15 protein-coding genes are annotated in these 15,178 nt (G+C 69.5%); 13 read left to right on the top strand and 2 right to left on the bottom strand.

Annotated elements, in window-relative coordinates:
- Positions 1-214: 214 nt before the first annotated feature.
- From lepB to AC1RN0_RS10200, 7 genes are all read left to right on the top strand, one after another.
- On the top strand, positions 215-958 hold the full coding sequence (gene lepB / locus AC1RN0_RS10230; protein WP_492787507.1) for a signal peptidase I: 744 nt from the start codon (positions 215-217) through the stop codon (positions 956-958).
- Positions 955-1,656 (top strand): ribonuclease III, encoded by a 702-nt coding sequence (rnc, locus tag AC1RN0_RS10225; RefSeq protein WP_492787333.1) that lies wholly within the window; start codon positions 955-957, stop codon positions 1,654-1,656. The genes lepB and rnc overlap by 4 nt, the downstream gene beginning before the upstream one ends.
- A 213-nt stretch (positions 1,657-1,869) precedes the next feature.
- Complete coding sequence (era, locus tag AC1RN0_RS10220) at positions 1,870-2,820, top strand: GTPase Era (RefSeq protein ID WP_492787332.1); 951 nt, start codon at positions 1,870-1,872, stop codon at positions 2,818-2,820.
- Between the two features lie 161 nt (positions 2,821-2,981).
- Positions 2,982-3,473 carry a nuclear transport factor 2 family protein gene (locus AC1RN0_RS10215; protein WP_492787331.1) on the top strand — a complete coding sequence of 164 codons (492 nt, stop codon included), beginning with the start codon at positions 2,982-2,984 and terminating at the stop codon, positions 3,471-3,473.
- The gene (gene recO / locus AC1RN0_RS10210; protein WP_492787330.1) at positions 3,473-4,204 is read left to right on the top strand and encodes a DNA repair protein RecO; all 732 of its coding nucleotides are present in this window, start codon (positions 3,473-3,475) and stop codon (positions 4,202-4,204) included. The genes AC1RN0_RS10215 and recO overlap by 1 nt, the downstream gene beginning before the upstream one ends.
- Positions 4,205-4,380: 176 nt before the next feature.
- Positions 4,381-5,538 (top strand): M24 family metallopeptidase, encoded by a 1,158-nt coding sequence (locus AC1RN0_RS10205; RefSeq protein WP_492787329.1) that lies wholly within the window; start codon positions 4,381-4,383, stop codon positions 5,536-5,538.
- Positions 5,535-6,518, top strand: a complete 984-nt coding sequence (locus AC1RN0_RS10200) for an isopenicillin N synthase family dioxygenase (protein ID WP_492787328.1) — start codon at positions 5,535-5,537, stop codon at positions 6,516-6,518. Before AC1RN0_RS10205 ends, AC1RN0_RS10200 begins: the two co-directional genes overlap by 4 nt.
- A gap of 106 nt (positions 6,519-6,624) precedes the next feature.
- Here the strand turns inward: AC1RN0_RS10200 and AC1RN0_RS10195 are convergent, their stop codons facing one another.
- Positions 6,625-7,854 (bottom strand): cytochrome P450, encoded by a 1,230-nt coding sequence (locus AC1RN0_RS10195; RefSeq protein ID WP_492787327.1) that lies wholly within the window; start codon positions 7,852-7,854, stop codon positions 6,625-6,627.
- Positions 7,855-8,031: 177 nt separating this feature from the next.
- Here AC1RN0_RS10195 and parC point away from each other — a divergent pair, with 177 nt between their 5' ends.
- Positions 8,032-10,266 (top strand): DNA topoisomerase IV subunit A, encoded by a 2,235-nt coding sequence (gene parC / locus AC1RN0_RS10190; protein WP_492787326.1) that lies wholly within the window; start codon positions 8,032-8,034, stop codon positions 10,264-10,266.
- 174 nt (positions 10,267-10,440) lie between these two features.
- Here the strand turns inward: parC and AC1RN0_RS10185 are convergent, their stop codons facing one another.
- Positions 10,441-10,956 carry a GNAT family N-acetyltransferase gene (locus tag AC1RN0_RS10185; protein WP_492787325.1) on the bottom strand — a complete coding sequence of 172 codons (516 nt, stop codon included), beginning with the start codon at positions 10,954-10,956 and terminating at the stop codon, positions 10,441-10,443.
- Between the two features lie 115 nt (positions 10,957-11,071).
- Here AC1RN0_RS10185 and secG point away from each other — a divergent pair, with 115 nt between their 5' ends.
- From secG to AC1RN0_RS10160, 5 genes are all read left to right on the top strand, one after another.
- The gene (gene secG, locus AC1RN0_RS10180) at positions 11,072-11,518 is read left to right on the top strand and encodes a preprotein translocase subunit SecG (RefSeq protein WP_492787324.1); all 447 of its coding nucleotides are present in this window, start codon (positions 11,072-11,074) and stop codon (positions 11,516-11,518) included.
- A 60-nt stretch (positions 11,519-11,578) separates the two neighbouring features.
- Positions 11,579-13,228, top strand: a complete 1,650-nt coding sequence (gene pyrG, locus AC1RN0_RS10175) for a CTP synthase (protein WP_492787323.1) — start codon at positions 11,579-11,581, stop codon at positions 13,226-13,228.
- Between the two features lies 1 nt (position 13,229).
- Positions 13,230-13,766: a YkgJ family cysteine cluster protein gene (locus tag AC1RN0_RS10170; RefSeq protein WP_492787322.1), complete on the top strand. Its 537-nt coding sequence runs from the start codon at positions 13,230-13,232 to the stop codon at positions 13,764-13,766.
- 120 nt (positions 13,767-13,886) lie between these two features.
- On the top strand, positions 13,887-14,069 hold the full coding sequence (gene rpmF / locus AC1RN0_RS10165) for a 50S ribosomal protein L32 (protein WP_488900849.1): 183 nt from the start codon (positions 13,887-13,889) through the stop codon (positions 14,067-14,069).
- Positions 14,070-14,198: 129 nt separating this feature from the next.
- A complete protein-coding gene (locus tag AC1RN0_RS10160) occupies positions 14,199-15,149 on the top strand; it encodes an aspartyl protease family protein (RefSeq protein WP_492787321.1) in 951 nt (316 codons plus the stop codon).
- Positions 15,150-15,178: the final 29 nt, after the last annotated feature.

The following is a 15,178-nucleotide window of genomic DNA, read 5'->3' as shown; positions in this document are numbered from 1 at the left end:
CGCTTTACGCCACGAAGGCGAGTTAACGGGCGCGACCCTTGCCCGTGTCGTATTGCCGGACTAACCAGACCCACGGGCCTTATCCCGCATCATCGAGAAGAGAGCCGCGCGCGCAATGACTGACGCCGCCGAACCGAAGGTCGAGACCGTGTCCGACTCCGAGCCGCTGTCGCTCGACAGGCGCCACGACGACGACAAGGCCGGCGATGACTCCATGAGCGGCGCGGTCGACGAGACGATCGAGATCGTCAAGACGGTGGTCTACGCCCTGCTGATCGCGCTGGTCCTGCGCATCTTCCTGTTCCAGCCGTTCACGATTCCCTCGGCGTCGATGGAGCCGAACCTGCTGAAGGGCGATTACATCATCGTCTCGAAGTACAGCTACGGCTACAGCCGGCACTCGATCCCGTTCAGTCCGCCGCTGTTCAAGGGCCGCATCTTCTTCAGCGCGCCCAAGCGCGGCGACATCATCGTCTTCAAGCTGCCGTCGGACAACAAGACCGACTACATCAAACGCCTGATCGGCCTGCCGGGCGACCGCATCCAGGTCACCGGCGGCGTGGTTTCGGTCAACGGCAAGGTGCTGACGCGCATCTATGACGGCCCCGGCGATCCGGGGACCTGCTGGAACGGCTCGACGGTGCAGCGCTTCCGCGAGACCAACCCGATCGACCGCACCTACATCACCTACGACTGCGGTCCGCGCGGCGATGTCGACGACACCGGCGTCTATGTCGTGCCCGAAGGCCACTACTTCTTCATGGGCGACAACCGCGACAACTCGCTGGACAGCCGGGTGGCCCCGGAGTCGAGCGGCGTCGGCTATGTCCCGGCCGAAAACCTCGTCGGCCACGCGCGGATCATCCTGTTGTCTTGGAACGGCGAGGCGGCGTTGTTCAAGCCCTGGACCTGGTTCCTCGACGCGCGGCCCAGCCGGTTCTTCCACGTCCTCAAATGAACGCCCGCGTCGAGGCGATCACCGCGCTCGAGGCGCGGATCGGTCACGTGTTCCAGGACCGCGAACTGCTGGAGCGGGCCCTGACCCATTCCAGCGTCGGCGACGGCGCGCGCAAGGTGCATCACAACGAGCGTCTGGAGTTTCTCGGCGACCGGGTGCTGAACCTGCTGGCGGCCGAGCGGCTGCTGGCGCTGGATCTCGAGGCCAAGGAAGGCGCGCTGTCGCCGCTGCTGGCCGCCCTGGTCAACGGCAAGGCCTGCGCCCGGGTGGCCCGCCGCATCGGCCTGGCGCCGGCCATGCGCCTGTCGGGCTCGGCGACCAAGATCGGCGCCCGCGAGTCGGACGGCGTGCTCGGTGACGCCTGCGAGGCCCTGATGGCGGCGCTCTACATCGACGGCGGCCTCGACGCCGCGCGAACCTTTTTCAACGACGCCTGGCAGGAGGAGTTCGATACCCCGTCGAACACCCGCGCCCACGATCCCAAGACCCGGCTGCAGGAATGGGCCCAGGGCCGCGGCCTGCCGCTGCCGCACTACGCCGTCGTCCAGCGCACCGGCCCCGACCACGCCCCGACCTTCACGGTCGCGGTGACCCTGGAGGGCTTCGAGCCCGAACGCGGCGAGGGCAAGTCCCGCCAGGAGGCCGAAAAGGCCGCCGCCCTGGCCATGCTGCTGCGGCGGGAAGGCCGCGAGGACTAGAGGAAAGGTCGCTGCTTCGGATCCTCCCCCCGGGGAGGTGGCTCGGCGAAGCCGAGACGGAGGGGGCCGGCGCCGGTGTCGCCTCGACGACCCCCTCAGTCACCGCTACGCGGCGACAGCTCCTCCAGTGGGGGAGCGTCCAGACCGGCGCTGATCCGCTTACGTCCACACAACGGGGGCATTGACGCGATCATTGTGCTACAGGCCGCCGCAATGAGCTCTTCATCCCCCACCCGCGCGGGTTTCGCCGCGATCATCGGCGCGCCGAACGCCGGCAAGTCGACCCTGACCAACCGCCTCGTCGGCGCCAAGGTCTCCATCGTCACCCGCAAGGTGCAGACGACCCGCTTCCCCGTGCGCGGCGTCGCCATGGCCGGTCAGTCCCAGATCGTGCTGGTCGACACGCCCGGCATCTTCACCCCCCGCCGCCGGCTGGACCGCGCCATGGTCCGCTCCGCCTGGTCGGGCGCCGAGGACGCCGACGCCATCGTCCATCTGGTCGACGTCCAGGCCGAACTGGCCGTCAGCGGCGAGGGCAAGGCCGCCGGGGCCGACAAGAAGGCCGTCCAGGACGTCCAGACCATCATCGAGGGCCTCAAGGGCGCCGGTCGCCAGGCCATCCTGGCGCTGAACAAGATCGACGGCGTCAAGCGCGAGCGCATGCTGGCCGTGGCCCAGCAGCTGTTCGACACCGGCGTCTATTCCGAGGTGTTCATGATCTCCGCCGCCACCGGCGCCGGGGTAGAGGACCTGCGCGACCGCCTGGCCGGCCTGATGCCGGAAGGCCCCTGGCTCTATCCGGAAGACCAGACCGCCGACCTGCCGGTGCGCCTGCTGGCCGCCGAACTGACCCGCGAGAAGCTCTACCTGCGCGTCCACGAGGAGCTGCCCTACGCGGCCACCGTCGAGACCACCGCCTTCGAGGAGCGCCGCGACGGCTCGGTGCGCATCGAACAGACCATCTTCGTCGAGCGCGACGGCCAGCGCGCCATCATCATCGGCGAGAACGGCCAGACCCTGAAGTGGATCGGCTCAGCCTCGCGCACCGAACTCAGCGACCTGCTCGACCGCAAGGTCCACCTGTTCCTGCACGTGAAGGTCCGCGAAAACTGGGCCGACGAGCGGGAGACGTATGAAGGCCTCGGCCTGGATTTCGACGTCTAGCCCTTCGCTCCAAAAATCCGCTCATCCCGGCGAAAGCCGGGACCCAGGCTTTTTCAGAGCTTCGGCTCACGGTTCAGATGAAGCCTGGGCTTGCCGGACACATGGGCCGCTGCTTCAAAAACACCTGGGTCCCGGCCTTCGCCGGGATGAGCGGAGGTAATATGCGCACGCTGGCTCTCACCCTGGCATTTCTGGTGGCCGTTGCAACCGCCCCTGCCCACGCGGCCACCCCCGAACAGCAGATCGCCGCCACCCTCGACGCCCTGCACGCCGCCGCGGCGAAGGCCGACGGCCCGGCCTATTTCGCGCTCTACGCGCCGGGCGCGGTGTTCATCGGCACAGACGCCGCCGAGCGCTGGGACATCGCCGCCTTCAAGGCCTACGCGAACCCGTTCTTCGCCAAGGGCCAGGGCTGGACCTACGTCCCCCGCGAACGGCACATCACCATCGCCCCGATCGACTGCCGCTGCGTGGCCTGGTTCGACGAGCTGCTCGACAGCGCCAGCTACGGCACGAGCCGTGGGACCGGCACGCTGGTCCTCACGCAACAGGGATGGAAGGTCAGCCAGTACGCCCTGACCTTCCCGATCCCCAACGACCTAGCCAAGGACATGACGGCGCAGATCAAGGCGTTCGAGGCCAGGGCGCACTGATGGAATGGGAAGACGACGCCTTCGTGCTGTCGGCGCGCGCGCACGGGGAGACCGGCGCGATCGTCGATCTGCTGACCGAGGCGCACGGGCGGTTCGCCGCCCATGTGGCCGGCGGGGCGTCGCGGCGGATGAAGCCGTTCCTGCAGGCCGGAGCGCGGGTGCGGGCCGGGTATCGCGCGCGGGTGTCGGACCAGCTGGGCTCGGCGATCCTCGAGCCGGTCGGGGAGGGGCCCTCGGCCCTGTTCGATGACCCGATGGCGCTGGCCGGTCTCGCCGCCGCCGCCGCCGTGGCCGCCGGGGCCCTGCCGGAGCGCGAGCCGCATCCGGGCGCCTACTACGCCTTCGACGCCCTCTCCAACGCCTTCGTTCTGCCCGACATCTGGCCGGCGATCTTCGTCCGCTTCGAGGCCGGGCTGCTGCAGGAACTGGGCTTCGGCCTCGACCTCAGCCGCTGCGCCTCGACCGGCGTGACCGACGATCTGGTCTGGGTCAGTCCGCGCACCGGCCGGGCCGTCAGCCGCGCGGCGGGCGAGCCCTACGCCGACCGCCTGCTGCCCCTGCCGGGCTTCCTGCTCGGTTCGCAGGGCGGCCTGCGCGACGGCGACATCAAGGCCGGCTTCGACCTGACCGGCCACTTTCTTGAGCAGTTCGTTTTCGGCCCGCTCAACCGCCCCCTGCCGCCGGCGCGAGTCTGGCTGCTGGAACGGTTGGCCGACGCGGGACGGCTCTGAAGATCCTCCCCCATCGGGGGAGGTGGCCCTGCGCAGCAGGGCCGGAGGGGGTCACCCGTAATTTGACCCGGCCCCCCTCAGTCCGCTTCACGGACAGCTCTCCCAAAGGGGGGAGCATCTTCCCGCCTGTGACCTTCCCCGCGTTTGCTCCTAGACTGCCCGCCAAGGAGTCTCCGATGCCCCATCCCGCCCCGATCACCCTCGCCGAGCGCCAGACGCGCCTCACGGCCCTGCGGACGCAGATGGACGCGGCCGGCGTCTCGGCCGTCCTGCTTGGGGCCACCGCCAGTCTTCGCTACTTCACCGGCCTGGTCTGGCACGCGTCCGAGCGGCTGTGCGGGGCGCTCATTCATGCCGACGGACGCCTGGAGTACATCTGTCCGGCCTTCGAGCGGGAGAAGGTCGCCGGCATCGTCGGCGTTCCGGGTGATATCCTCACCTGGGAGGAACACGAAAGTCCGTACGCCCTGGTCGCCGACCGTCTCGGCGCGACCGGCCGGCTGGCCGTCGATGACCAGATCGCCCTGTTCATGTTCCTCGACCTGCGCAGGGCCATCGGTGACGCCCGCCTGGCCGACGCCGGGCCGCTGATCCACCGTCTGCGCCGCGCCAAGTCGCCGGCCGAGATCGCGCTGATGACCCGCGCCAAGGCCATCACCATCGAGGTGCACCGCCGCGCCTGGCAGAGCCTGACGGCCGGCGTGCGGGCCTCCGAGGTCGAGGCCTTCATCGACAGCCAGCACCGCGCCCTCAACGGCGGGACCGGCTCCAGCTTCTGCATCGTCTCGTTCGGCCCGGACACGTCCTTGCCGCACGGCGGCGAGACCGACCGGATTCTGGCCGAGGGCGACCTGGTGCTGATCGACACCGGCACGACGATCGACGGCTACAACAGCGACATCACCCGCACCTATGTCTTCGGCGAGGCGACGCCGCGCGTGCGCCGCATCTGGGACATCGAGAAGGAGGCGCAGGCCGCCGCCTTCGCCGCCGCCGCCCTCGGCCGGCCCTGCGAGAGCGTCGACGCCGCCGCCCGCGCGGTGTTGGTCAGCCATGGCCTCGGCCCCGACTACCAGCTGCCCGGCACGCCGCACCGCACGGGCCACGGAATCGGCCTGGACATCCACGAGGGCCCCTACCTCGTGCGCGGCGACACGACTCCGCTCGAGGTCGGCCTGTGTTTCTCCAACGAGCCGATGATCGTCGTTCCCGGCGCCTTCGGCATCCGGCTGGAGGACCACTTCCACATGACCGCTGACGGGCCGAAGTGGTTCACGCAGCCGCAGTTCAGCCTCGACGACCCGTTCGGCGACGTGGGCGATTTCCAGCCGTGAGCCTGCCGGTCATCGACATCGCGCCGCTGTTCGGGTCCGACCCGGCCGCCCGCGCCGCCGTGGCCGACCAGATCGGCGCGGCCTGCCGCCGCGACGGCTTCTTCTACGTCTCCGGCCATGGCGGGGAGGGGCTGTTCCCGGCCCTGAAGGCCGAGAGCGAGCGGTTCTTCGTCCTGCCGATCGCCGACCGCATGGCGATATCCATGGCCAACGGCGGCCCGGCCTGGCGCGGCTTCTTCCCGGTCGGCGGCGAGCTGACCTCGGGCAAGCCCGACCTGAAGCAGGGCCTCTACCTCGGCGAGGAACTCGGACCGGAGGACCGGCGCGTGGCCGCCGGCTGGCCGATGCACGGCGCCAACCAGTGGCCGGCCGCCCAGCCGTCGCTGGAGCCGGTGGTCACCGCCTGGATGGCGGCGATGACCCGCGCCGGCCAGGCGCTGCTCGAAGGCGTGGCCCTCAGCCTCGGCCTGCCGGACAGCTATTTCCGCCAGCACTACACGGCCGAGCCGACGGTGCTGTTCCGCATCTTCCACTATCCGGCCACGCCGCCCGGCGACGGCGCCGACTACGCCTGGGGCGTGGGCGAACACACCGACTACGGCCTGCTGACCCTGCTGGCCCAGGACGACAACGGCGGGCTGCAGGTCAAGGGCCGCGACGGCGTCTGGTTCGACGCCCCGCCGATCCCCGGGACCCTGGTGATCAACATCGGCGACATGCTCGACCGCCTGACCCAGGGCCTCTACCGCTCGGCGCCGCACCGGGTGGCCAACACCAGCGGCCGCGACCGGCTGAGCTGGCCGCTGTTCCTCGATCCGGGCTTCGAGGCGGTGGTCGAACCCCTGCCCCTGGCTGCCGACATCAAGCGCGAGGCGCGCTGGGACGCGGCCGACCTCGGGGCCATCACCGGCCCCTACGGCGACTACCTGCTCGGCAAGGTGGGCAAGGTGTTTCCGGGTCTGAAGGCCGAAGTGCTGTAGCACCCGTGCGTCCTTCGACACGCCGCTTCGCGGCTGCTCAGGATGACGTGCAATTGCTCTACGTCATGGTGAGCAGCGCTCGAAGAGCGCGTGTCGAACCACGCAATCAGGGCGCCACGTCCAGCCGCTCGAGCCCGCGGAAGAACGGCAGCGTTCGCCACTGCGCCGGCTCGTCGGGCCGGGCCAGATGCAGGTTCGGGAACCGCTGGAACAGCTTCACCAGCGCCACCTGGGCCTCCAGCCGCGCCAGCGGCGCGCCGATGCAGATATGCGCCCCGCCGCCGAAGGCGATGTGCGGGCGGTGCTTGCGGGTGATGTCGAAGCGGTGCGGGTCCTCGAACACGGCCGGATCGCGGTTGGCGGCGCGCAGCCAGACGGTCATCGCCTGGCCGGCCTTCAGCGGGCAGCCGCCGATCTCCATGTCGCTAGAGGCCAGCCGCGCGGTGATGTCGATCGGCGGCTCGTAGCGCAGGATCTCCTCGACCAGGGCGCTCGCCAGCTTCGGGTCGGCCTTGAAGGTCGCCAGCTGGTCCGGGTTCAGCAGCAGCAGCCGCACGCCGTTGCCGATCAGGTCGGTGGTGGTCAGGTTGCCGCCGACCAGCAGGGCGCCCAGGTTGATGCGCAGCTCGTCGTCGGACAGGTCGACGCCAGACGCCTGCAGCCGGACCATGTCGCTGATCAGGTCGTCGCGCGGGCTGGTCCGCCGGTCGTTGATCGCGTCGGTGAAATACACCTCCAGCGCCTCGCTGGCGGCCATCATCGCCTTGGTCTGCGCCGGGGTGCGGAACGGATTGAGGCTCTGGATGATGCCTTCGGACCAGCTGCGGAACTCGGTCAGTCGCTCGGGGTCGACGCCGAGAATCGCGGCGATCGCGTCGATCGGCACCGGCACGCACAGCCTATCCATCAGGTCGAACTCGGCCTCGCCGTCGACGGCGTCGAGCGCCTGGTCGACGATCCGCTCGATCTCCGGCCGGAACTTCGCCACCCGGGCATAGAGGGCCTGGGCCAGCGGCTGGCGCACCCGGGCGTGGTCGGGGTCGTCGAGCATCAGGATGCTGGTCGTGCTGCTGCGCGGCACGGACGGATCGTAGGCCTCGAGGAACCGTCGCTGCATCACCGCCGACTCGTCGGCCTTGATCGGGTCCCGCCACAGGGTCCGGTCGCTGACCACCGCGCGCACGTCCTCGTAGCGGCTCAGCATCAGGCTGCCGGACACCGTGTCATGCTGCACCGGGCACCGGCTTCTCAGGTCGTCGAGAAACACATGCGGGTCGGCGTTGTATTCGGGATTGAGCGCGGTCAGCTGCAGGATGCTCGGCGGCGTCTCTGACATCGGTGTTTCCTCGGGGCGGGGCGTGCTTCGCCCTTCGTCCGTTCAGTGTGCCCCCGGGCGCGGCGCCTGACAACGCGCGTGCATGCGTCACCTGCCGGGAGCGGGAAGCAATGGACGCAGGGACAACGCCGCCGCCCGCGCGCTAAACAACGGATTCCCTGAGTTTGCGATTCGACCATGACTGTTCACACGCCTCCGCCCGGTGACGGCGACCGCATTATCGACGAGCCGCTGTCGGAAGCCCTGTCGCGGCGCTATCTGGCCTACGCCCTGTCGACCATCAGCTCGCGGGCGCTGCCCGACGTGCGCGACGGACTCAAGCCCGTGCACCGCCGGCTGATGTACGCCATGAGCAACATGCGGCTGAGCCCCGAAGCGGCCGCCCGCAAGTGCGCCAAGGTGGTCGGCGAGGTGATGGGCAACTTCCACCCGCACGGCGACCAGTCGATCTACGACGCCCTCGTGCGGTTGGCCCAGGACTTCGCCCAGCGCTACCGGCTGGTCGACGGCCAGGGCAACTTCGGCAACATCGACGGCGATAACGCCGCGGCCATGCGCTACACCGAGTGCAAGATGACGCCGGCGGCCATGTTGCTGCTGGACGGCATCGACGAGGACGCGGTCGACTTCCGCCCGACCTACGACGGCCAGGACGAAGAGCCGGTCGTGCTGCCCTCGGGCTTCCCCAACCTGCTGGCCAACGGCAGCTCGGGCATCGCCGTGGGCATGGCCACCTCGATCCCGCCGCACAACGCCGCCGAGCTGATCGACGCCTGCCTGCTGCTGCTCAAGCAGCCGGAGGCGACCACCGCCGACCTGATGACCCATGTGCGCGGCCCGGACTTCCCGACCGGCGGGGTGATCGTCGAGTCGGCGGCCTCGATGCTCGAAACCTACGAGACCGGCCGCGGCGGCGTGCGCTGCCGCGCCCGCTGGGAGAAGGAAGACCAGGCCCGCGGCGGCTGGCAGATCGTGATCACCGAGATTCCCTACCAGGTGAAGAAGGCCGAACTGGTCGAGCAGCTGGCCGACCTGATCGAGAGCAAGAAGGCCCCGCTGCTCGGCGACGTGCGCGACGAGAGCGCCGAGGACGTCCGGCTGGTGCTTGAGCCCAAGAGCCGCAACGTCGAGCCCGAGGTGATGATGGAGAGCCTGTTCCGGCTCTCGGACCTGGAGAACCGCTTCCCGGTCAACATGAACGTGCTGGACGCCCGGGGCACCCCTGGCGTCATGGGGCTGAAACAGGCGCTGCTGGCCTTCCTCGCCCACCGCCGCGAGGTGCTGGTGCGCCGGGCGCGCTTCCGGCTGGGCAAGATCGAGGCCCGGCTGCACATCCTCGACGGCCTGCTGATCGCCTTCCTGAACCTCGACGAGGTCATCCGCATCGTCCGCTACGAGGACGAGCCGAAGCAGAAGCTGATCGCCGCCTTCGCCCTGACCGACATCCAGGCCGACGCCATCCTCAACACCCGCCTGCGCCAGCTGGCGAAGCTGGAAGAGATGGAGCTGCGCCGCGAGCACGCCGAGCTGGCCGAGGAGCGCGACGGCATCATCGCCATGCTGGGCGACGAACGACTGCAGTGGAAGCTGGTCGGGGAGGGGCTCAAGGACGTGCGCAAGGTGCTGGGCCCCGACACGACCGTCGGCAAGCGCCGCTCGGACTTCGCCGACGCCCCGACGGTGTCGATCGAGGCCTCGGTCGAGGCTTTTGTGGTCCGCGAGCCGATCACCGTCATCCTGTCCGACAAGGGCTGGATCCGCGCGGCCAAGGGCAAGGTCGAGGATCCGTCGGAGCTGAAGTTCAAGGAAGGCGACAAGCTGGGCTTCCTTGTTCCAGCAGAAACAACGGACAAGCTGCTTATCTTCGCGTCCGACGGGCGCTTCTTCACCCTCGACTGCAGCAAGCTGCCCAGCGCGCGGGGGCATGGCGAGCCGCTGCGGCTGATGGTCGATATCGACGACCGGGTGAAGATCATCGACGTCTTTCCGCACAAGGCCGGCCGCAAGCGCGTGCTGGCCAGCAAGGCCGGCTACGGCTTCGTCCTGCCCGAGGAGGAGGCCCTGGCCTTCCGCAAGGCCGGCAAGCAGGTGCTCAACGGCGAGGCCCTGGTCTCGCTGGAAGTGACCGGGAACCGCATCGGCGTGGTCGGCGACAATGGCAAGATTCTGATCTTCGCCCTTGATGAACTTCCGGAAATGCCGCGCGGCAAGGGCGTCAAGCTGCAGACCTACCGCGAGGGCGGCCTGCGCGACGCGCTGGTGTTCGACGCCGCCGCCGGCGCGGCCTGGATCGACGCGGCCGGCCGCACGCGCGACTGGCCGGAGTGGAAAGAGTGGGAAGGCCGTCGCGCCGCCGCCGGCAAGTTGGCTCCCAAGGGCTTCCCGACCAGCAAGCGGTTCAGACCGAAGTAGGGGCCTTCCTCCCCGGAGCGCAGCGAGGGGGACCGCCCGGAGGGCGGTGGAGGGGCGGCGCGACGACAGACGGCCCCATTCTGAATTCCGGACTATCCGGCGTGCCCTGCGCTGGCCCCTCCACCATGCTCCGCATGGTCCCCCTCCCCACGTCGTGGGGAGGCGTGGCGGTGATTACAGCAACAGCCCCCACAGCCGGCAGTCGCGGCGCTCGCCCTCGCGGTCGACGTGGCCGCGCAGGTAGCCTTCCTCCTCGAAGCCGAGCTTCCGCAGCAGCGCCTCGGAGGCCAGGTTGCCGACATGGGTGCGGGCCCACAGCCGCTTGAAGCCCAGCGTCGCGGCGTGGCCCAGCACCGCCTGCATGGCCTCATAGCCGTAGCCCTTGCCCCAGGCGTCCTTGCCCAGGATGAAGCCGACCTCGGCGCGGTGGTGCCGCCAGTCGATGTCCGACAGGTCGACGCTGCCGAGGTAGCGGTCGCCGTCGGCCAGGCGCACCGTCCAGTAGAAGGCCTGTTCGTTGGCCATCTCGATCAGCCGGCCGTGCAGGAAGGCCTCGACCACGTCGGGATCGTCGATGGCCACGCTGTCCATGTGCGCCATGACCTCCGGATCGGCCATGATCGGCTGCAGCAGCGCCCCGTCTTCTAGGGTCACCGGGGTCAGCTTGAGGCGTTCGGTTTCAAGAATCATGGGCTTGCACGGCTGGGAAGAATGCCCAGCTATGGCGCGGCCGCCTGCGTGGTGCTAGAGGGGCCGGCTTGTTTCGCCCGGGCGCGCGTCGCTCCACGGACCCTGATAGACCGCAATGCTGCTGACCATCCTGCTTACGATCCAGATCATCGTCGCCTTCCTGCTCGGCGGCGCGGTCCTGCTGCAACGCTCCGAGGGCGGCGCCCTGGGCATGGGCGGCGGCCCGTCGGGCTTCATGACCGCGCGCGGGCAGGGCGACCTGCTGACCCGGTCGACCTGGATCCTGTTCTCGATCTTCCTGGTGCTGTGCATCGCCCTGACCATCATCCAGGGCCACATGACCGCCGGAACCTCGGTGGTCGGTCGCGAGAATCTCAAGGGCCTGACGGCCGCGCCGCGTCCCGTGACGCCGGCCCCGGCCGCGCCGACGGGCGCCGCGCCCGCGCCGCAGCTGCGGGGCCTGCCGGCCGCGCCGGCGACGACCCCGGGCGCTCCGGGTTCGGCCGTTGACGGCGCGCTGGGGGGCCTTGGCGCGCCTGCCCAGACCCCGCCGGGCAAGTAAGTTCCGCATTCTGTCGTTGAAGCAGGCGCCGACGCCGAATCGGCGCTATTCTGGATTCCCATGGCCCGGTACATTTTCATCACCGGCGGCGTGGTCTCCTCACTGGGTAAGGGTCTCGCGTCCGCCGCGCTCGGCGCGCTCCTCCAGGCGCGTGGCTACAAGGTCCGCCTGCGCAAGCTCGACCCCTATCTCAACGTCGATCCGGGGACGATGAGCCCCTATCAGCACGGCGAGGTCTTCGTGACCGACGACGGCGCGGAGACCGATCTCGACCTGGGGCACTACGAGCGCTTCACCGGCGTCAGCGCCACCCGCGCCGACAACATCACCACCGGCCAGATCTACAAGACGATCATCGAGAAGGAGCGCCGCGGCGACTACCTCGGCGCGACCGTCCAGGTGATTCCGCACGTCACCAACGAGATCAAGGAATTCGTCCTCTCGCCGGCGCTCGACGAGCACGGCGAGGAAGCCGACTTCGTGCTGGTCGAGATCGGCGGCACGGTCGGCGACATCGAGGGCTTGCCGTTCTTCGAGGCGATCCGCCAGCTGGGCCAGGACCTGCCGCGCGGCCAGACCTGCTTCGTGCACCTGACGCTGCTGCCGTTCATCAAGACGGCCGGCGAGATGAAGACCAAGCCGACGCAGCACTCGGTCAAGGAACTGCGGTCGATCGGCATCCAGCCGGACATCCTGCTGTGCCGCTGCGAGCAGCCGATCCCGACCGAGGAAAAGCGCAAGATCGGTCAGTTCTGCAACGTCCGCTCCAGCGCCGTGATCCAGGCGATGGACTCCAGTTCGATCTACACCGTGCCGCTCGACTACCATGAGCAGGGCCTCGACCGCGAAGTGCTCGACGTGTTCGGCCTGGCCGACGCGCCCGAGCCCGACCTGTCGCGCTGGCAGGCCATCGGCGACACCCTGGCCAACCCGGACGGCGAGGTGACCATCGCCGTCGTCGGCAAGTACACGGTGCTCAAGGACGCCTACAAATCCCTGATCGAGGCGCTCAGCCACGGCGGCGTCGCCAACCGGGTCAAGGTCAACCTCGACTGGGTCGAGAGCGAGACCTTCGAGAACGAGGACGGCGCGGCCGCCAGCCGGCTGGAGGGCGTCCACGGCATCCTCGTGCCCGGCGGCTTCGGCGAGCGCGGCAGCGAGGGCAAGATTCTGGCGGCGGAATTCGCCCGGGTGCACAACGTGCCGTACTTCGGCATCTGCTTCGGCATGCAGATGGCGGTCATCGAGGCCCTGCGCAACGTCGCGGGCGTCGCCGGGGCCTCCTCGACGGAGTTCGGCCCGACCAGCGAGCCGGTCGTCGGCCTGATGACCGAATGGACCCAGGGCAACCAGCGCGTCGAGCGGCGCGAAGGCGACGACCTGGGCGGCACCATGCGCCTGGGGGCCTACGAGGCCGTCCTGACGCCCGGGTCGCGGGTGGCCGACATCTACGGCTCGACCGACATCTTCGAGCGTCACCGGCACCGCTACGAGGTCAACATCGGCTATCGCGAGCGCATGGAGGCCGCCGGCCTCAAGCTGACCGGCTGCTCGCCGGACGGCGTGCTGCCCGAGATCGTCGAGCGCACAGACCATCCCTGGTTCGTCGGCGTGCAGTTCCACCCGGAACTGAAGAGCCGGCCCTTCGCCCCGCATCCGCTGTTCGCCAGCTTCATCGCGGCGGCCAAGGAACAGAGCCGGCTGGTCTGACATGCGGACCTGCGGAACCTGCACCCTCTGCTGCAAGGTCCTCGAGGTCCCTTCGCTCGCCAAGCCGCCCGGTCAGTGGTGCGCCCATGTCGTCCAGGGCCGCGGCTGCGGCATCCACGGCCGGCATCCGGCCGACTGCCAGGCCTTCGCCTGCGGCTGGCTGACGGCGATGGATCTCGGACCCGAGTGGAAGCCCGAGGTCAGTCGCTTCGTGCTGCGCGACGAATCGGACGCGCGCCGCCTGTGCATCGACGTCGATCCGGGCTTTCCGGACGCCTGGAAGAAGCCGGCCTACTATCCGCTGATCAAGCGCTGGGCCCAGGCCGTGCGTGACCGGACCGGCTGTGTACTGGTCTACGCCGGCGCCCGCACCACGGTGGTTTTCCCGGAGGAGGATATCGCCATCGGGACGCTGGACTCGGGCCGCCCGCTGGTCGTGGGCTACCTCAAGGGCCGCGACTGGCGCCAGCCGCTGGTCCGGCTGATGGACGGCGAGACGGTCGCCGGCGAGTGGCGGGGAAGCCGCTTTCCGCTCTAGAACCGCGGCCTGACAGGGCGGCTTGAACTTCCCGGGCGCTTGAGGCATATACCCGCCCTCACGCGGCGGCCCCACGGCCGCCGTCACCGTTTTTCATGCTCAGCGAGCAGAGTTACTCCGATGGCCGTTCCTAAACGCAAAGTCTCCCCGTCGCGTCGCAACATGCGCCGCTCGCACCACGCCCTCGGCGCGAACTCGTACATCGAGGACAAGGACACCGGCGAGCTGCGTCGTCCGCACCATGTCGATCTGAAGACCGGCATGTACGGCGGCCGTCAGGTCATCACGCCCAAGGAAGACTAGTCTCTCACGAGACTGGACGATCGGATTTGAACGGCGCCCGGGGGATCCCCTCCGGGCGCCGTTCGCATTTGGGCGACCGGCGATCCTCGTTGTGCTAGGCTGAAAGGGTCCGCAACAGGGGGAATCCCCATGCTTGACCGCCGCCAGCTCGCCCTGGCCCTTGCCGGCGCGGCCCTCGCGCCCCGCCAGGCGCTCGCCCGCGACCTGCCGTCCACGCCCTCGCAGCCGGTCGACCCGGACCAGGTCATCGGCGCGGGCATCGACCGCTACGACCGCCTGACCATTCCGGTGATGATCGGCGACCAGGGCCCGTTCGACTTTGTCGTCGACACCGGCGCCGACCGCACGGTGCTGTCCGAGACGGTGGCCGACGCGCTCGGCCTGCCGCCGGGCCCCGAGGTGATGATCCAGGGCGTCACCGGCGCGGAGCGGGCCCGCACGGTGCAGGCCCCGCCGATCAACCTCGGCCGCATCACCCTGCGCAGTCTCGACCTGCCGGTGCTGCCGCGTGAGCGGCTCGGCGTGGACGGCCTGCTCGGCGTGGACGCGCTGCAGAAGCGCCGGCTGGTGATGGATTTCCGCGAACGGCGGCTGGAGATCCTGCCGGGCCGCGAGCCGGCGGCTGGCTACGCCCAGCCGCGCGACATGTATGTCCCGGCCCGCGACAAGTTCGGCCGGCTGGTGGTCATCGACGCCACGGCCAACACCGCCGACATCGGGGCCTTCGTCGATTCCGGCGCCGGCATGACCATCGGCAACCGGGCGCTGGCCCGCGCGGTCCAGGCGCGCGGCTCCTGGCGCGACCTGGCCCCGTCAGTGCCGATCTACGGCGTGACAAGCCATGTGACGGAGGGCGAGGTGAGGGTGCTCGACACCCTGCGGCTGGGCGGCCTGCGCTTCACCGGCGTGCCGATGATCGTCGCCGACCTCGACCTGTTCACCCACTGGGGCATGGCCGACAAGCCGTCGCTGCTGCTGGGCGTCAACGTGCTGCGGCTCTTCTCGCGGGTCGAGATGGACTACAGCCGCAAGCGGATGATGTTCCGCGTCGGCGCAGACCCGCAGATCTGGCTGGCGTAGGCCGCACGTGATCCTCCCCCGCAGGGGGA

The sequence above is a fragment of the Caulobacter sp. GW821-FHT12F03 genome, from assembly GCF_058806855.1.
Note: the sequence above shows the minus strand (reverse complement) of the source record. Positions and strands in the feature narration are given on the sequence as shown.

Coding starts and splice junctions, on each gene's coding strand:
- lepB (WP_492787507.1), top strand. CDS start 215: ATGAGCGGCGCGGTCGACGAGACGATCGAGATCGTCAAGACGGTGGTC.
- rnc (WP_492787333.1), top strand. CDS start 955: ATGAACGCCCGCGTCGAGGCGATCACCGCGCTCGAGGCGCGGATCGGT.
- era (WP_492787332.1), top strand. CDS start 1,870: ATGAGCTCTTCATCCCCCACCCGCGCGGGTTTCGCCGCGATCATCGGC.
- AC1RN0_RS10215 (WP_492787331.1), top strand. CDS start 2,982: ATGCGCACGCTGGCTCTCACCCTGGCATTTCTGGTGGCCGTTGCAACC.
- recO (WP_492787330.1), top strand. CDS start 3,473: ATGGAATGGGAAGACGACGCCTTCGTGCTGTCGGCGCGCGCGCACGGG.
- AC1RN0_RS10205 (WP_492787329.1), top strand. CDS start 4,381: ATGCCCCATCCCGCCCCGATCACCCTCGCCGAGCGCCAGACGCGCCTC.
- AC1RN0_RS10195 (WP_492787327.1), bottom strand. CDS start 7,854: ATGTCAGAGACGCCGCCGAGCATCCTGCAGCTGACCGCGCTCAATCCC.
- parC (WP_492787326.1), top strand. CDS start 8,032: ATGACTGTTCACACGCCTCCGCCCGGTGACGGCGACCGCATTATCGAC.
- AC1RN0_RS10185 (WP_492787325.1), bottom strand. CDS start 10,956: ATGATTCTTGAAACCGAACGCCTCAAGCTGACCCCGGTGACCCTAGAA.
- secG (WP_492787324.1), top strand. CDS start 11,072: ATGCTGCTGACCATCCTGCTTACGATCCAGATCATCGTCGCCTTCCTG.
- pyrG (WP_492787323.1), top strand. CDS start 11,579: ATGGCCCGGTACATTTTCATCACCGGCGGCGTGGTCTCCTCACTGGGT.
- AC1RN0_RS10170 (WP_492787322.1), top strand. CDS start 13,230: ATGCGGACCTGCGGAACCTGCACCCTCTGCTGCAAGGTCCTCGAGGTC.
- rpmF (WP_488900849.1), top strand. CDS start 13,887: ATGGCCGTTCCTAAACGCAAAGTCTCCCCGTCGCGTCGCAACATGCGC.
- AC1RN0_RS10160 (WP_492787321.1), top strand. CDS start 14,199: ATGCTTGACCGCCGCCAGCTCGCCCTGGCCCTTGCCGGCGCGGCCCTC.